This is a genomic window from Chryseobacterium sp. GTID13 (assembly GCF_056172655.1).
Map to the genome: position 1 here is coordinate 728,469 of NZ_JAOCMB010000002.1, position 16,253 is coordinate 744,721.

A 16,253-nucleotide genomic window follows, 5' to 3' on the forward strand; every position below is an offset into this window, starting at 1 on the left:
TTGAATTCAGTAAACGATTAGTCGAAATTTTGAAGTTCTACCAGCTTGTGATACATACCTTTCTTGGCGATAAGATCGTGGTGGGTTCCCTGTTCTACTATAATTCCTTTCTCCATCACTACAATCCAGTCTGCCTTCTGAATAGTTGAAAGTCTGTGCGCGATAACAAGGGACGTTCTGTTTTCCATCATTTTATCCAAGGCATCCTGAACAAACCTTTCAGATTCCGTATCCAGGGCAGAAGTAGCTTCATCCAGAATCATCACAGGCGGGTTTTTCAATACTGCTCTGGCAATAGAAACCCTTTGTTTCTGACCTCCGGAAAGCTTATTTCCATCATCGCCGATGTTGGAATCATACCCTTCAGGAAGATTCGAAATAAAATTATCTGCATTGGCAATTTTTGCTGCTTCAATTACTTCTTCTCTCGTAGCATCAGGTTTACCCATCAGAATATTGTTGTAAACCGAATCGTTGAATAGTACGGATTCCTGGGTTACCATTCCTAAAAGCTGACGGTATTCCTTTAGTTTTAAATGCTTGATATCAGTTCCGTCAATTAAAATTTCACCCTCATTAACGTCATAGAATCTTGCAAGAAGATTGGCTATTGTCGTTTTTCCGCTTCCGCTCTGTCCTACAAGCGCTATGGTTTTTCCTTTTGGAATAATCAGTGAGAAATTTTTAAGGATCACATTGTCTTTATCGTAAAAGAATCCAATGCTTTTGAATTCAATCTGGTTGTTCAGTGTAGAAATGGAAACCGGTTCCGCAATTTCTTCCACTTTTAAGTCATAGTCAAGAACTTCGGCTACTCTTTCCAGACTCGCCATTCCTCCCTGAATAGAAGAGATTGCACTGGAAAGCTTTTTCGCAGGATCTAGGATCTGGAAGAACATTCCGATGAAAACCAGGAAAGCCTGAGGTTTCATAGTCTGCTCCTCTAAAATCTGAGTTCCTGCATACCAAGTAATGATAAGTATGGTAATAGAACCTAGGAATTCGCTCATAGGAGAAGCAAGTTCCCTTCTTCGGCTCATATCTATGGCGAAATTCTGCCAGTTGGTTGTTGTTTCGTTGAACCTGTTCTTAAGAATCTTATCCGCATTGAAGATCTTGATTACTTTGGAAGATTTTAAAGTTTCGTCTACCAGTGAAAAAAGGTTTCCCAGTTCAGCCTGGGCAAAATGAGCCTGTTTTTTTAAGCTTTTCCCCGTCCAGGAGATCAGCAGTCCCATAACCGGAAAAACCACCAGTGAAAACAGCGTAAGCTGAGGAGACAGTAAAAATAAGGCAATCAATGACGAGATAATCATGAACGGAGCGTTGATGATATCTACCAGTACTCCCATAATTCCACCTTCTACACCTCCGATGTCATTGGAGATCCTGGACATCATATCTCCCTTTCTCTGTTCCGTAAAGAATGAAACAGGAAGCTGCAGGAATTTATTGTACATCGCAGTACGAAGGTCGCGGGTAATCCCCACACGGTAATTTACCAGAAGGAAAGCTCCTATATACCTGAAAATATTTCTTAATAAAAAAGAAACCCCGGTAATCGCACAAAGAACAGCAAGTACATAAACAGCACCATGCTGATCAATCTGGACCTGTACAAAATAATAGGCCTTGTCTTTAATATAATTGAAATAATCCCCGAAAGCTCCGCTCCATACCGGTTCTTTTGACTGTTTTTCAATTGTACCGAACATCAGTCCCAGAATAGGAAGCATGGTTCCCACCGACAGGATATTCAGTAAAGAGTACAGGATGTTGAAAAACATACTTCCGAAAAGGTATTTTTGATGCGGTTTCGCGAAATAAAGTATTCTTTGTAATGGTTTCATTCAATGAAAAATTGGATAGCAAAATTACGTAAAATTAAAGGAAATGACGTTCTTAATCCTGTTTTACTTTAATTAATATGTTTCTGTCAATTGTATTTTGTTACAAACGGTTGTTTAATTTTTCGTGATATATACCATACGGGATACGACAAAACCGCCATTCCGGCGGTCTTGTATTGGTTATCTGTTGTTTAAAATTTCACTTTGTCATTATACTTCGGAGCAAAATTCTGGGGAGTCAGTTTTTCTAAAGTTTTTCCTACATTGTTGATAATCGTGGTTAAATTATCAAAATCTACCACTTTTACATCATCACTTTCATTATGGTAATGGGAAGCTTTCGTCATATCCACCGTAGAGAATGAGTGAGCTATGATCTTTTTCTTTACAAAACTTACATTATCCGATCTGTAAAATAATTTTTGGGCAGCATATGGATCCGGATTGATTTTTAATCCGTTTGCGGCATACTTGTTAAACAGTTCATCGAAATCGGAAAACTCGTCACCTGTCATAAAAAGAGCATTTTTTCCGAACTGGGATTCCGTGGCTACCATTTCAAAATTGAAAAGAGCAGTCATATTATTGTATATCTTATCCAAAGCGGGATCTGTAGAAATCGCTCTTGATCCCAGCATTCCTTTTTCTTCACCGTTGAAGGCCATGAACACCATTGAAAATTCCGGTTTTTTATTTTTAAAATAATCCGCAATTCCTGCTAAAGTAGTAATTCCGCTGGCATCATCATCCGCACCGTTGTATATATTATCTCCGGTTTTATCACTTGTCCCGATATGGTCAAAGTGTCCTGAGAACCCTAAATATTTATCCGTTTTTCCTTTTTTAATTCCGCATACATTATAAGCCTTCTTTCCTTTATACTCAAAAGGAATCAGGTAAGAGTTCCCGGTGCAGTACTCCAGATTGTTCTCTTTAAAAAGTTTGGCAATATATTCTGCTGCCTTATCATTTTCAGGAGTTCCGATTTCGCGGCCTTTCATTTCGTCTGAAGCCAATGTTGAAAGTATGGTGGTTACTCTTTCTTTAGAAACTTCCTGTGCGAATGTAAATACTGAGCAAAAAGACAGGGCCAGATAGGTTAGTTTTTTCATATTGGATATAATTTATAAAATCAGTCGTACTTTTAACGGAAATGTTGCATGAAATGGTATAAAATTAATCTTTAATGTAAAAATTTAATCAAAAGATTGGGTGTGTTTGGACCATTATTGAATATTATGTAATTTTTTTAACGCAAAGTTTAAGTTTCATGCTGCATATCTTAGGATGCAAAGATGGAATCAATCGAAGATTGATTGAATAAGCGTTCGTATTACCAGCGGCTTAATCAACGGCTTAGCCGGCATCTTTGCTCTACTTAAAAAATAATACGCTTCGAATATAAAACTTTGCGTTAAAAAGTCAAGGTATAAAAAAACAGCTCCTTTCGGAACTGTTCTCACTCAAAAAATCGTTGTAAGGCTATCGAAGTCGGTCTACAGATTTTACGAGCCTCTCATCTCTGCGGATATAACTGTTTGCTATAAGCAGACTTATCACCGCGATTAATGGGAAAACCGGCTCAATACCCTTCTCAGGAATCTGGATTCCTCCGGATAAGTTTAGTAACCAGTACGCCAATACGCCAATCAACAAAACGTTTATAATGATGCTGATGGTATTCAGCAAAATTTGTCTTTTTCTGTTTTTAAAACTGAAAATACTCAATGCTCCTGTCAAAACAAGCACAATACAGCTGATATCAATCACCGGAATATGGCCAAAAACGTCAACATCCTGTCCCGTAATGAAAAGGAAAACAGCAGCCAAAACTGCCAAAAGAGTCCATATAGTCTGTATTCTTTGTAACATTGATTATTAAATACTGGGCAAAAATAATATAAATTTTGCACAATTCAAAAATTAGTGTAGATTTGCATTATACATATGTACTTGAAAACAAAAGTCACCGGACTTACTTTTCTTACTCACAATTAATTACATTTTTACATTAAGTATGTTTAACATAGAAACGTTAAGGTCAAAATCCGTAACGGAACTGACTAAAATCTTAAAAGATTTAGGCGTTAAAGTTGCTAGAAACAGCAATGAAAATGATAAAATCTTTGCCGTTCTTGACTTTCAGGCTTCTAACCCTAAAGTTGCAAAAGATTATTTCAACGCCACAGAAACCAGTATGAATACTGAAGAACAACCGGCAGAAAAACCTGCCAAGGCCCCTGTAAAAAAAGCAGCGCCTAAAAGACAGCCTGCCAAACCTAAAGCAGAAGTAAAAGCTCCAGTGGAAGAAACTCCGAAAACTGTAGAAAAAGCAGAAGAAAAAGTACCCGCAGCTGAAGAAATAAAAGCAGAACAGCCTAAATCTGAAACAGCTGTTGCTCCTGAAGAAAACAACTCGTCGCAGGTTAAGAAAAAAGAAAAAGAGTAACTGCCAATACAGGCAATACAGAAACTCACCAGGAAAGAGCAGAAGCTCCTAAAAATGCAGAATCTCAGGAATCTGCTCCATCAGAAGAAAAGCCGAATATCCCTCAATCTCAGGCAAGATCCCAGCAAAAAGGACACAACAATCCGCAAAACAGCGGAAACCAGCATAAAAATCAAAACCAGAATCCGAACCAGAATCAGCACAAACAGCATCATGCTGAAAAGGGCGAAGAACATCATGTTGAACAGAGAAAAGAATTCAATTTCGATGGAATGGTAAGTATTGAAGGGGTTTTAGAGATTCTTCCGGATAATTACGGATTCCTTCGTTCATCAGATTTCAGCTATATTTCATCTCCTGACGATGTGTATGTTTCTACAGCACAGATCCGAAACTTTGGGCTGAAAACCGGAGATACCGTTAAAGGAATTGTAAGACTTCCGAAGGAAGGTGAAAAATATTTCTCATTATTAAAGCCTACGGAAGTAAACGGACGCGATCTTGCCTTCATTAAAGACCGTGTTGCATTTGAATATTTAACGCCTCTTTTCCCTGAAGAGAAATTCAACCTTGCTGGAAATGAATCTACACTATCGACAAGAATTGTGGATCTTTTCGCACCAATAGGGAAAGGACAGAGAGCAATGATCGTTGCCCAGCCTAAAACAGGTAAAACGATGCTCCTTAAAGATATTGCCAACTCCATTGCAGCCAATCACCCGGAAGTTTATATGATGGTCCTTCTGATCGACGAACGTCCTGAAGAAGTTACCGATATGGAAAGAAGCGTAAATGCTGAGGTCATTGCCTCTACATTTGATGAAGCTGCCGACAAGCACGTAAAAGTAGCCAACCTGGTTTTAGCAAAAGCACAGAGAATGGTTGAGTGCGGACACGATGTAGTGATTTTACTGGACTCAATTACGAGATTAGCCAGAGCGTATAACACGGTTACTCCTGCATCCGGTAAGGTTTTATCAGGTGGTGTAGATGCCAATGCGCTTCACAAGCCGAAGAGATTCTTCGGGGCAGCCAGAAAAATTGAAGGTGGAGGTTCATTAACTATTATTGCTACAGCACTAATTGATACAGGTTCCAAAATGGATGAGGTGATCTTTGAAGAATTCAAGGGTACCGGTAATATGGAACTTCAGCTGGACAGAAAAATTGCCAACAGAAGAATTTATCCTGCGATTGATCTTGTGGCTTCAAGCACGCGTAGGGACGATCTTCTTTTAGATGAGGTTACTTCACAGAGAATGTGGATTTTAAGAAAATACCTTTCTGAAATGAATCCTGTGGAAGCAATGGAATTTGTTAATAAAAACATCAGAGGAACTTTAAATAATGAAGAATTCCTGATGTCTATGAATAAATAGATTAATTTAATTGTTTGTTAATAAAAGCACGAAGATCACTGATCTTCGTGCTTTTTTAATGGTAGAATATCAAAGTGAGTTTTTAGAGTATAGAAATAGAAGTGCAGCTCTAAAAGGATTTTAACGCAAAGTTTTATATTTGAGCCGTATTATTTTTAAGTAGAGCAAAGGTGCCGGCTACGCCGTTGATTAAGTAACTGATAATACGAGCGCTTATTCAATCAATCGGAGATTGATTTACTTTGCATTCTTAAATATTGTAGTATAAATATGAAACTTTGCGTTTAAAAAATCACAAGTTTTAGAATATTTGCTTCATTACAATACAATGTTTCATCGGTTCTTTACTTTAAAAATTTAATTCATTCTAAATCAATATATCAATGTTAAAGATTTATTAAAGTAATACCCAGTTTTTGATAATACCTTAAATAATGGCTAAATTTGACTATAACATTAAAAATAAAAATTATGTCATTTGAATTACCTAAATTAGGATATGCATACGATGCATTAGAGCCGACTATTGATGCCAAAACTATGGAAATCCATTATACAAAGCATCACCAGGCTTATATTGACAATTTAAATAAAGCAATTGAAGGAACTGAATTGGCAGGTAAAACGATCGAAGAGATCTGCCAGACAGGAACTGATAAACCTGCTGTAAGAAACAATGGAGGAGGACACTTTAACCACTCTTTATTCTGGGAAATTTTAACTCCTGGAGGAAGCAAAGAGCCTGTAGGAAACGTAAAAGCGGCTATTGAAGCTTACGGAGGTCTTGAAAAATTCAAAACTGATTTTTCTGAGGCTGCTAAAACAAGATTCGGTTCAGGATGGGCTTGGTTGGTTAAAAATTCAGATGGTTCAGTATCTGTTTCTTCTACTCCAAACCAGGATAACCCTCTAATGCCGGTTGCAGATGTTAAAGGAACACCTGTTCTAGGACTGGATGTTTGGGAGCATGCTTATTATTTAAATTACCAAAACAGAAGACCAGATTATGTTGCTGCTTTCTTCAGCGTAGTAAACTGGGATAAAGTAGAGGAATTATTCAACAAATAATTTTCAGCTATTATAAAAATAAAAAGGTTCAGAAGAAATTCTGAACCTTTTTATTTTGGTTTAAGAAAGTATTATCTCATGGCATCACTCCCTGAAAGCCCGTTCATTTTCAGTCCGTATTTCCAGCTTACATAGGCAAAAACCTGATAAAGCTTATATTCGAACTTAATTCCATAATTCTCTTTCGGATCGTAATCTATTCCTGATTCTATAATATTCCGGTATCTTCCTGAATGATAATAAGAGTTCCATTCAGAAACAAGGAATGAGTTTTTGGCTTTCAGATAAGATTCAGAATATTGACTTATAGGTTTGGCCACGGCATTCAGAAAATAATCGAATTGGGTATCGATCACGGTAAGGTCCCATTCTCCGTCTTCATTTTTAGAAGGCTTCATTTCCGATTTTTCTTCTTCCTTCTTGGTGCTGTCCTGGGAAAAACAGCTTAAAGGGATTAAAGCGAAGAAAAACAGCAGAATAAGATTTTTCATAATAAAGGATTGTATAAAAAATAAGCACTCAAAATGAGTGCCTAAGTTGATTTTTTTATGGTTCTTTCTGAAGAATTACAAATGCCGGGAAGTGGTCACTGTATCCTCCTGTAAACTGATCTCCGTTCCAGGATCTGAATGGATAGCCTTTATAATTGCCTTCTTTGTTCACCAGATAAGGGGGAGCGAAGATTTCGGCTTTATATACTGAATATTCTTTTGTTACCTGGTCAGACATTAAATTTTTAGAAACAATGATCTGGTCAAATAAGTTGGGAGCATCCTGGTAAGCCAGTGAAGCAATCCCTTTTTTGTACAGAGGATACATTAAGTTAAGGTAAGGTGTAGTTTCGCTCAGGTCTTTAGGGCTTGCTACAGCTTTTAGATAATTCTTTAAACTTGCGCTTACAGGATCGTCATTAAAGTCACCCATGGCAAAAAGTTTTGTAGAAGGGTCCAGTGTTCTTATGCTGTCCATCTGCTGTTTCAATAAAGCGGCAGCTGCATTTCTTTTCGGTAATGAAACTGCTTCACCACCTCTTCTTGAAGGCCAGTGATTCATGAAAAATGCTACCTTTTCGTTATCAAGGAAGCCGGTTACCACCAGAATATCTCTTGTGTATTCTCTTTTACCGTCATCACCGAAAATTTTTAGTTCTTTTTTCAATGAATTGGTGGGTGTAAATCTTCTTTTCTGGTAAATCAAAGCAACATCAATTCCCCTGTAGTCATAAGAATTGTAATGGATAATTCCGTAGTCGTATTTGGCAAGAGCAGGCTGCTTCACAAGATCTTCAATTACCTGTCTGTTTTCCACTTCAATAAGTCCTACTACTGCCGGTGCTGTTTTTGTATACTGGGCACCCATTTCAGAAATTACTTTGGCTTCATTGGCAAGTTTTGCCTTATATACTTTAGTGTTATAGTTTTTTGCACTACCGGGTGTAAATTCATCTGATCCGCTTTGGTATCTTACTGCTTTTTTACCTTTTAAAGCACCGTCACTCCAGGGACCGTCATGCTTTTCAGCTTCTAAAAATTTGATAGAATCAAGCGGGATACTTCTGTGGAAGGCAGGGTTGCTAATATCTTTGGTGCCATCAATATAATCTGCAGAACGGATCGTGTCCCAAAGGTTTTCTACATTCAAAAAGCCAACAGTAGCCACTTTTCTAAGCTTCCCCTGTTGTGTAAAAGCCATTATTGAAAAAATAACAGCCATAAAACTCATAAATCTCTTCATCCTCTAGAAGTATTAAAATTATTTAAACGACAAATTTACCTTTTTTTAATTCAATGCATTTTAAATATTTGTAAATTTAAAACAAGATAAAACAATTCTCTTATATAATGAATCATAAAAGATTGCAATGTTAAGAAAAAATAAGGTTAAAAAATTGGAAATTCCAAATTTTGATTAAATTTGTGCCCCCAACTTTTAAACTGTTGAGAATTAAGAAGAAAAGTATTAAAAAAAATAATATACTCATGATTAAAAAACTATCATTAGTCTCTTTATTTACTTTACTTCCTGCCTCATTCTATTTTGCGCAGACTACTGTGTTTGCGTATCTTAAGGATGCTGATGGAAAGCCTGTTGAAAAGGCAGAAGTAGATCTTAAAGGGAGCGAAAATGATGTAACGGCTGATAAAATTGGATATTTCCAATTTGTGGATCTACAACCGGGACATTACCAAATTGTGATTACCAAGCCGAATTACGAAACAAAAGTAATGGAGTTTGATGTAGCCAATGAGAAGAGAAAGGATCTAGGGGCCATTACTCTGTATTCTGCTCTTACAAGTGCAGATCAGGGATTAGCCATTATTGATAGTGATGGTGATGATGAAGACAGCAACAGCGGCCAGGCATCTACAGTAGGCTTGCTGCAGTCGTCTCAGGACATTTTCAGCAGAATTGCTGCGTTTGATTTAGGATTTTACTGGTTCCGTCCAAGAGGAATTGACGGTAGAATGGGAGAGACCATGCTTAATGGTATTTCCATGGTAAAATCTGATAACGGAAATGTAGATTTCGGAAACTGGGGTGGTCTTAACGAGATTACAAGATACCCTGAAATCTCATCCAACCATTCTCCTTCTGAATATGCATTTGGTGGAAACAGTTCGGTTGTTTATAAAAACACAAAAGCCAGTGAGTATAGAAAAGGTTTTCAGTTTACTCAGTCTTTAACCAATAGAAATTACAGAAACAGAACTTCTTTAAGATACAGCTCGGGAATGAGCAAATCCGGTTGGGCATTTACTGTAATGGGAGCAAGAAGGTGGGCGGAAGAGGGTATCCAGGACGGAACTTTCTATGATGCCTACGGAACTTATTTAGGAATTGAGAAAAAGTTTAGTGACAAGCATTCAATGACATTCAACTTTATCGGAGCGCCTTACAGAAGATCCACTTCAAGCCCGAGCACCCAGGAAGTATATGATTACAGAGGAGTACACTATAACTCTTACTGGGGATATCAGGACGGAGAGCAGAGAAGTGAAAGGGTGAGAAAAGGTTTCCAGCCGATCTTCCAGATTCAGGATTTCTGGAAAATCGATAAAAAATCAAGTCTTTGGACATCTGTTTCTTATCAGTTCGGGAAAGACAAAGGATCCCGTTTAGACTGGCAGAATGTTCAGAATCCGTCTCCTACCTATTACAGGAACTTACCAAGCTATTACGATTCTTTAGATCCTAATGCTTCCGTTACCAACCCTGATGGAACAACGACCACTGCCCAGGATGCTTACAGAACAGCTCTGGCAGCATGGCAATCAGGAGATACAAGCGTTACCCAGCTGGATTGGGATAAGCTTTACAGAAGAAATATGCAGCAGGCTCCGGGAACCTATTATGGACAGACCGGCAAAAGAGCTTTATATTATATGGTAAATGATGTAAGCGATGATAAAATCTGGAACGCAGCAACACACTTTATCCATAATTTTACCGATACGACTAAATTCTTATTAAACGTATCATATCAAAACTACTATTCTGAGCAGTACAGAGAAGTCAATGACCTTTTGGGAGCTGATTTTGTACTGAACAGAGACCCGTTTGCTGCCACAAACCAGCCTGGAAAATCAGGTTTATTTAATGAAGGTGAAGATAATGTAGCGAAAAGAGTAGGCGACAAAATGGGTTATGACTACATCTTCAGAAGACAGGAAGTGAAAGTGAACCCGGGATTGAAATTCTCAACCGGAAAGTTTGATGTATTTGTTTCTGCCATGGCAGGATATTCATCTTCCAACAGAGAAGGTTTGTTCAAACATTATTTATACAAAGACTCTTATGGAAAAGGAGCTGATTATAACTATTGGAACTACGGTCTGAAAGGACAGGTTATCTATAAGATCAACGGAAGAAACTTCCTTGTTTATAATGGTGCTTATTATTCTCAGGCTCCTTATCTGGAAGATTTATTCGTTAATCCGAGAGTAAACGGATCTGTAGCTCCGGGAGTGAAAAACATGGTGGTGAACGCTAATGACCTTAGCTACGTTATTTCTTCTCCATTCCTGAAATTGAGATTGACAGGTTATTTGGTGGATACGGATAACGAAACTACCGTTCAAAGATTCTTCGCAGACGGTCTTCCATTGAACGGTGTTGATGCGGACGGTAACCAAACTAACGTTCAGAGTGCATTTGTTTCTCAGATCATGACGGATGTGAAGAAAAGAAACATGGGCTTGGAACTGGGGGTTGATGTGAAGGTATTACCTACTTTATCTCTACAAGGTCTGGCAAGTATCGGACAGTATACTTATAAGAATGATCCAATGACTTATTTTGCTTCAGACGCTGTGGGTGCATTTGCCAATGGGCTTCCTTACGCAAGTCTGGGCAAAGCATATATTACAAACTACCGTCAGGGTGGAACTCCTCAGCAGGCATTCTCTTTAGGTTTCCGTTACAATAACCCTAAATACTGGTGGGTAGGTGCGAACTGGAACTATTTTGATCAAAATTATCTGGATCCTGCAGCATTGGTAAGAACAGAATCATTTGTACAGAATGATAATACACACACACCATATTCCGGTTTAACAGAATCTGAGCTGAGAAGGGTTTTACAGCCGAATATGTTACCTTCCTCATTCTTCTTAAATGCTAATGCAGGAAAGTCCTGGGTAATTGGTAAGTATTATGTATTAATTTCTGCGACTGTAAATAATATCTTAGATAACAGAAAGTATATCACAGGAGGATTTGAGCAGACCAGAAATGCTAAATATCCTACTTTCTCTCAGGATCTTGACAGAGAGTTTACTTTGTTTGCACCGAAATACTGGTACACCCAGGGAAGATCATATTTTGTGAATTTACAGTTTAGATTCTAATTATCAGTCAACTAACTACTTTTAAAAATTATTAAGATGAACATAAAGAAATACTTAAGTTTAGTAACAGGAGCTGCCCTTGCAGCCGTTGCTATTACCTCTTGTGTACAAAAAGACGAGTGGGAAACACCACCTATTAAGTGTGAAAACAAATTTCCTTCGCCCAACATCTCTCTTGCAGATTTCAAAGCTCAGGCTCCGGCTACAGGATATCTTTTGATCACGAATGATCAGATTTTTGACGGATATGTAATTTCTTCCGACGAAAGCGGAAATTTCTACAAAACAATTTCTTTCCAGGACAAGGCGGAAAATCCTACTGCCGGTCTTCAGATCGAAGTTGATAAATCAAGCAACTATGCAGATTTCCCTGTAGGAGCACACATCAGAATTAATGCTAAAGGATTAAGACTGGGGATCGACAGAGGAACGGTAAAAATAGGTTCTGTGGACCCTACTTATGCTATCGGAAGAATTCCTGCCTCTTTGGTAAGCAGATATGTTTCCGGGGTTTGTGGTGGTAACGGCCTTGAAGTAGTAAACATTAAGCCGGTTGAATTACCTAACCTTGCTGCAGCTAAGAGCGAGCAGTACATCAATACATTAGTAAAAGTTCCTAACACACAGTTTTCAATCGGTGACATTTACCCTGTAAACAAAACTTATATCGATTACGTTGGGGGTGCAGGGGTAGATACAGACAGAACATTGGAGGATGGTTCAGGAAATTCTACTACGATAAGAAACTCCGCATTCTTTTCTGAAGGAGCTACTTTACTACCGACAGGAAACGGAGATGCTACTTTCGTAGTAAGCCGTTATAACACTACATGGCAGATGCTTATCAGAAATACGAAAGACATTAACTTCAAAGGAACCAGAATAGATGCTACTCCGCCTAAAGGAGGTACTGCAATTACTTATTCAGGATCTTTCCTTGAAAACTTTGAAAGTTATGCTACTACTCCTGCCAACCTGGAAGTATTCCCTAAGTATATCAACGATCCGCTTTTAGGAAACAGATACTGGCAGTTGAAATCATTTAGCGGTAATAAATATATCCAATTGGGAGCCAATTCCGGAACAGGACCATATACTACTTACTTCATCGTACCGGTTGACTTTACAGCTGCAAATACATTGAAATTTGATGTAAACGTTGGATTCTGGAACGGAAATGCCTTAAAAGTATACTATAGTACCAACTATACACCGCTGGGAGATATTACGGCTGCGACGAAAACAGATATTACCTCTGCATTTACAATTCCGCAGACGCCAACCAGTGGTTACGGAACATTAGCTCCTGCGGGAACTTATAATATTCCTAGTACATTGACAGGAAACGGATATATCTTATTCGAATATACAGGAAACGGAAGTGGTGTGACTACAACCGTTCAGTTAGACAATATCCAGATTCAATAATCTAAATCTGATATTTAAAATACAGGCCGTCTTTTGAAAGACGGCCTTTTTCATTTGTCTGGTCTTAAAATAAGTTTACAAGCAACCAGAATCTATTCACTTACGAGATTCATTTTTACCTCATAGTCAATATCACTTTTATCATACTGAAAGGGTATTTGGGGTAATGACCATCCGACATCATAATGATTATAATTTTTATAAATATGATATTTACTCAAAGAATCTGTAATGTCAAATTTATCTAATATGAGGAATCCATTTCTAATATTGAGAGAATCGTATACAACAAGATACTTTCTTCCATTAACAAATTCTCCGTCTTGATGAGAATTTATGATTTCTTTCTCATATTTAAATCTAAAATCATTGCCCTTTCTACGTGCTCTCCATAATAACCAGAAGTTATTTCTCCTACGGTATATTTGGCATTTTTAAGTATTACTGCCATTGGTGGGCTTATAGATTTATACTTTAACATGTAGATAATCCAGCCTATGGAGCAGATTATTATTATTAAGGCAATCTTATTCTCTCTCTTCATTGAATAAAATTATTTTGTTTCCTGATTAACAGCATTTCTTGGTATTTGTGATATAGAATACGATTTAAAAACGGCCTACGAAGAAGTGCTCAGTTAAAGATAAAACAAAAAAACCACCGCATCTGCAGTGGTTTGTTATTTTAAAAGGTATTCCGTTTAGAAAGAAACTTCATTCACTTCCTTTCCCCGTTGGAAATTCATTACTTTCTGGCTTCCTTTATAGGCAATGCTCACTACGTTGAACTGCTTAGGAAAGGCGCTTAAAAGAATGGTATTCTTAATTTTCATAGTGCTGATGTCCGATACGCCGCCGGTTTCAAAATACACCCATACAGTTTCTCCGCTTACCTGACTTCCGGTGAAGGTTATAGTTTTTGGAGAGCCATTAATGTACACATCAAAATTATTGTTCACATATTTTTTTACCTCTGCTTCAAATCCTGCTGTATTAGGATTAATCTTAATAGCATCAGAAATATGGTTGGTATTTATTTTTGTGGTAAACTTCAATGTTTTGCTTCCATCTATATAATCAACTTTTGTCATTGAAGAGAAAAAGTCTACATACATAAAACTCATTAACACAAAAAATGTTAAAATCCCCGATATATATAAAAGTTTTTTCATCTTAATTAATAGATTTACAATCATACTTGCTTTATAAAGGTCACAAATAATATGCCAATTAGAAATTTACATTCACAGAATACTTATCGTAGAATGCCTTAATATGAGCCACTGCCTCATCAGCCGTATCTACCACACGGTATAAATCAAGATCATCTGCGGCAATCATTCCTTCTTTTAACAGGGTTGCCTTGAACCAATCCAGCAGACCGCCCCAGAATTCACTTCCTACCAGAACAATCGGGAATTTACCGATTTTATTGGTCTGAATAAGGGTCATGGCCTCCGTAAGCTCATCCAGAGTGCCGAAGCCTCCTGGCATTACAACAAATCCCTGGGAATATTTTACAAACATTACCTTTCTGACGAAAAAGTAATCGAAGTTCATAGAATATGATTTGTTGATGTACGGATTAAAGTGCTGTTCAAACGGCAAATCGATATTAAGCCCGATGGATCTTCCTTTAGCATTAAAAGCGCCTTTATTTCCTGCTTCCATAATCCCCGGTCCGCCTCCGGTAATAATCCCGAAGCCCAGTTTGGTGATCTTTTCAGCAATTTCCACAGCCATTTCGTAATATCTGCTTTCAGGCTTCAGCCTTGCAGAGCCGAATATAGAAACACACGGTCCTATTTTAGCCAGCTTCTCATAGCCGTCAACAAATTCGGCCATTACCTTGAAAACCATCCAGCTGTCTTTGGTAATGGTTTCGTCCCATGTTTTCTGTCTGAGACTATTGTGAAGTTTTGTTTCGTTTATATCAAGGGCAGGATTTACTAAACTTTCATCCCTGGTTCCATCCATTTCCATTTCAAAAATTATTTAAAATATTTTTCGGCTACTATTACAGATTCGGGTCTCCCTACATCTACCAGAATGCTGTCGTGTACAAATCCGTGGATATGTTCAGTCTGCATCAGGTCCAGATACTCTTCCATAACAGAAAATTTGCCGGTTCTCTTTATTTTTCCAAAGATAACGGGGTTGATACAGTGAACGCCGCTGAATGCAAGTGCTTTAAAGCCTTTGTTGAATTCCGCAAGCCTCTGTTCTCCGGACTGAACATTAAGCCAGCCTCTTAAAACCATATCATCATTAAAAAGCAGTTTTCTTGAGCTTTCCCTGTCGGAAACTGCTAAAGTAGCAAAATCTTTTATCTTTTTGTGATACTCAACAAGATCGTCAATATTGATATCCGTTAAAATATCTGCATTCATGATTAAAAAATCTTCCCCATGATCGAGAAATTTTCTAGCAAAAATCAAGCCGCCTCCGGTTTCCAGCAGTTCATTGGTCTCATCCGAGATCTCAATGTTGCATCCGAAATTACTGTTTTTATTCAAAAATTCAACAATCTGATTTCCAAAATGATGGATATTGATCACAAAATCCTTTATTCCGAAGCCTTTAAGATAATTGATATTCCTTTCCAAAAGCGGGATGCCGTTTACCTTAGCCAGAGCTTTGGGATGATGATCCGTAAAGGGTTTGAGCCTGGTGCCTTTTCCGGCAGCGAAAATTAAAGCTTTCATAGTATGATATGAGTAATGAGTGATAAGTAATGAGTAATTTCAGGGCTGATGAACAAGTAAATATTACTTATTGCTCATTACCCATTATTCACGTTCAGTTGGTGCTGTTCATCGTGGTGAAGACTTATTTCTGTTCCTTCAGGGTATTTTTCTTTGATGAATTCAGCAATTTTGATCGCAGAGTATACAGATCTGTGCTGGCCACCCGTACATCCGAAATTGATCTGAAGGTTTTCAAAACCTCTTTCCAGGTAATTATCGATATTGATTGAAATAATGGATTTTACCAGTTCCAGGAATTTCGGCATCTCTGTTTTCGTTTCAAGATATTCCTGAACCCCGATGTCATTTCCTGTCTGAATTTTGTATTCCTCAATTCTTCCGGGATTTAAAATTCCCCTGCAGTCAAAGGTAAAACCGCCTCCGTTTCCTGAATCGTCTTTAGGAATTCCTCCTTTTTTGTACGAAAAGCTGTGTATGTCGATGTGTAGCATTGTTCTTTATTTATTATTTAACCATTAAGGTTTA

The 16,253-nt window shown here is 37.8% G+C and carries 13 protein-coding genes and 1 pseudogene; 4 read left to right on the forward strand and 10 right to left on the reverse strand.

Going from position 1 to position 16,253, the window contains the following annotated elements:
- Positions 1–17: 17 nt before the first annotated feature.
- From N4G44_RS03635 to N4G44_RS03645, 3 genes are all read right to left on the reverse strand, one after another.
- On the reverse strand, positions 18–1,850 hold the full coding sequence (locus N4G44_RS03635) for an ABC transporter ATP-binding protein (RefSeq protein WP_474924653.1): 1,833 nt from the start codon (positions 1,848–1,850) through the stop codon (positions 18–20).
- Positions 1,851–2,041: 191 nt separating this feature from the next.
- Positions 2,042–2,962 (reverse strand): M28 family peptidase, encoded by a 921-nt coding sequence (locus N4G44_RS03640; RefSeq protein ID WP_474924654.1) that lies wholly within the window; start codon positions 2,960–2,962, stop codon positions 2,042–2,044.
- A gap of 370 nt (positions 2,963–3,332) precedes the next feature.
- Entirely contained in the window at positions 3,333–3,722 is a 390-nt protein-coding gene (locus N4G44_RS03645) for a DUF4293 family protein (protein WP_474924655.1), read from the reverse strand.
- A 145-nt stretch (positions 3,723–3,867) separates the two neighbouring features.
- Here N4G44_RS03645 and rho point away from each other — a divergent pair.
- Both rho and N4G44_RS03655 read left to right on the forward strand, forming a co-directional pair.
- A pseudogene (gene rho, locus N4G44_RS03650) lies at positions 3,868–5,678 on the forward strand (transcription termination factor Rho).
- Between the two features lie 471 nt (positions 5,679–6,149).
- On the forward strand, positions 6,150–6,746 hold the full coding sequence (locus tag N4G44_RS03655; protein ID WP_260540813.1) for a superoxide dismutase: 597 nt from the start codon (positions 6,150–6,152) through the stop codon (positions 6,744–6,746).
- 71 nt (positions 6,747–6,817) lie between these two features.
- Here N4G44_RS03655 and N4G44_RS03660 read toward each other — a convergent pair whose 3' ends face one another.
- Complete coding sequence (locus N4G44_RS03660) at positions 6,818–7,237, reverse strand: DUF6146 family protein (RefSeq protein ID WP_474924656.1); 420 nt, start codon at positions 7,235–7,237, stop codon at positions 6,818–6,820.
- Between the two features lie 55 nt (positions 7,238–7,292).
- Positions 7,293–8,480 carry an endonuclease/exonuclease/phosphatase family protein gene (locus tag N4G44_RS03665; RefSeq protein ID WP_474924657.1) on the reverse strand — a complete coding sequence of 396 codons (1,188 nt, stop codon included), beginning with the start codon at positions 8,478–8,480 and terminating at the stop codon, positions 7,293–7,295.
- A gap of 245 nt (positions 8,481–8,725) precedes the next feature.
- On the opposite strand from N4G44_RS03665, the gene N4G44_RS03670 reads away from it, so the two are divergent.
- Together N4G44_RS03670 and N4G44_RS03675 are read left to right on the forward strand one after the other, a co-directional pair.
- Complete coding sequence (locus N4G44_RS03670) at positions 8,726–11,593, forward strand: carboxypeptidase regulatory-like domain-containing protein (RefSeq protein ID WP_474924658.1); 2,868 nt, start codon at positions 8,726–8,728, stop codon at positions 11,591–11,593.
- A gap of 36 nt (positions 11,594–11,629) precedes the next feature.
- The gene (locus tag N4G44_RS03675) at positions 11,630–13,021 is read left to right on the forward strand and encodes a M949_1556 family lipoprotein (protein WP_474924659.1); all 1,392 of its coding nucleotides are present in this window, start codon (positions 11,630–11,632) and stop codon (positions 13,019–13,021) included.
- 334 nt (positions 13,022–13,355) lie between these two features.
- On the opposite strand, the gene N4G44_RS03680 is transcribed toward N4G44_RS03675, so the two are convergent.
- The 5 genes from N4G44_RS03680 to N4G44_RS03700 form a co-directional block, all read right to left on the reverse strand.
- Positions 13,356–13,565, reverse strand: coding sequence for a hypothetical protein (locus tag N4G44_RS03680; protein WP_474924660.1), 210 nt, complete (start codon positions 13,563–13,565; stop codon positions 13,356–13,358).
- A gap of 156 nt (positions 13,566–13,721) precedes the next feature.
- Positions 13,722–14,192: a DUF6702 family protein gene (locus N4G44_RS03685; RefSeq protein WP_474924661.1), complete on the reverse strand. Its 471-nt coding sequence runs from the start codon at positions 14,190–14,192 to the stop codon at positions 13,722–13,724.
- A gap of 58 nt (positions 14,193–14,250) precedes the next feature.
- Positions 14,251–15,003 carry an LOG family protein gene (locus N4G44_RS03690; protein WP_474924662.1) on the reverse strand — a complete coding sequence of 251 codons (753 nt, stop codon included), beginning with the start codon at positions 15,001–15,003 and terminating at the stop codon, positions 14,251–14,253.
- An 8-nt stretch (positions 15,004–15,011) separates the two neighbouring features.
- Complete coding sequence (locus N4G44_RS03695; RefSeq protein WP_474924663.1) at positions 15,012–15,725, reverse strand: nucleotidyltransferase family protein; 714 nt, start codon at positions 15,723–15,725, stop codon at positions 15,012–15,014.
- Between the two features lie 77 nt (positions 15,726–15,802).
- On the reverse strand, positions 15,803–16,219 hold the full coding sequence (locus tag N4G44_RS03700; RefSeq protein ID WP_474924664.1) for a RapZ C-terminal domain-containing protein: 417 nt from the start codon (positions 16,217–16,219) through the stop codon (positions 15,803–15,805).
- Between the last annotated feature and the right edge of the window lie 34 nt (positions 16,220–16,253).

Excerpts from the sequence above, each read along its gene's own strand:
- N4G44_RS03640 (WP_474924654.1), bottom strand. The coding sequence starts at position 2,962 with ATGAAAAAACTAACCTATCTGGCCCTGTCTTTTTGCTCAGTATTTACA.
- N4G44_RS03700 (WP_474924664.1), bottom strand. The coding sequence starts at position 16,219 with ATGCTACACATCGACATACACAGCTTTTCGTACAAAAAAGGAGGAATT.
- N4G44_RS03635 (WP_474924653.1), bottom strand. The coding sequence starts at position 1,850 with ATGAAACCATTACAAAGAATACTTTATTTCGCGAAACCGCATCAAAAA.
- N4G44_RS03685 (WP_474924661.1), bottom strand. The coding sequence starts at position 14,192 with ATGAAAAAACTTTTATATATATCGGGGATTTTAACATTTTTTGTGTTA.
- N4G44_RS03665 (WP_474924657.1), bottom strand. The coding sequence starts at position 8,480 with ATGAAGAGATTTATGAGTTTTATGGCTGTTATTTTTTCAATAATGGCT.
- N4G44_RS03695 (WP_474924663.1), bottom strand. The coding sequence starts at position 15,725 with ATGAAAGCTTTAATTTTCGCTGCCGGAAAAGGCACCAGGCTCAAACCC.
- N4G44_RS03645 (WP_474924655.1), bottom strand. The coding sequence starts at position 3,722 with ATGTTACAAAGAATACAGACTATATGGACTCTTTTGGCAGTTTTGGCT.
- N4G44_RS03675 (WP_474924659.1), top strand. The coding sequence starts at position 11,630 with ATGAACATAAAGAAATACTTAAGTTTAGTAACAGGAGCTGCCCTTGCA.
- N4G44_RS03660 (WP_474924656.1), bottom strand. The coding sequence starts at position 7,237 with ATGAAAAATCTTATTCTGCTGTTTTTCTTCGCTTTAATCCCTTTAAGC.
- N4G44_RS03690 (WP_474924662.1), bottom strand. The coding sequence starts at position 15,003 with ATGGAAATGGATGGAACCAGGGATGAAAGTTTAGTAAATCCTGCCCTT.
- N4G44_RS03680 (WP_474924660.1), bottom strand. The coding sequence starts at position 13,565 with ATGAAGAGAGAGAATAAGATTGCCTTAATAATAATAATCTGCTCCATA.
- N4G44_RS03670 (WP_474924658.1), top strand. The coding sequence starts at position 8,726 with ATGATTAAAAAACTATCATTAGTCTCTTTATTTACTTTACTTCCTGCC.
- N4G44_RS03655 (WP_260540813.1), top strand. The coding sequence starts at position 6,150 with ATGTCATTTGAATTACCTAAATTAGGATATGCATACGATGCATTAGAG.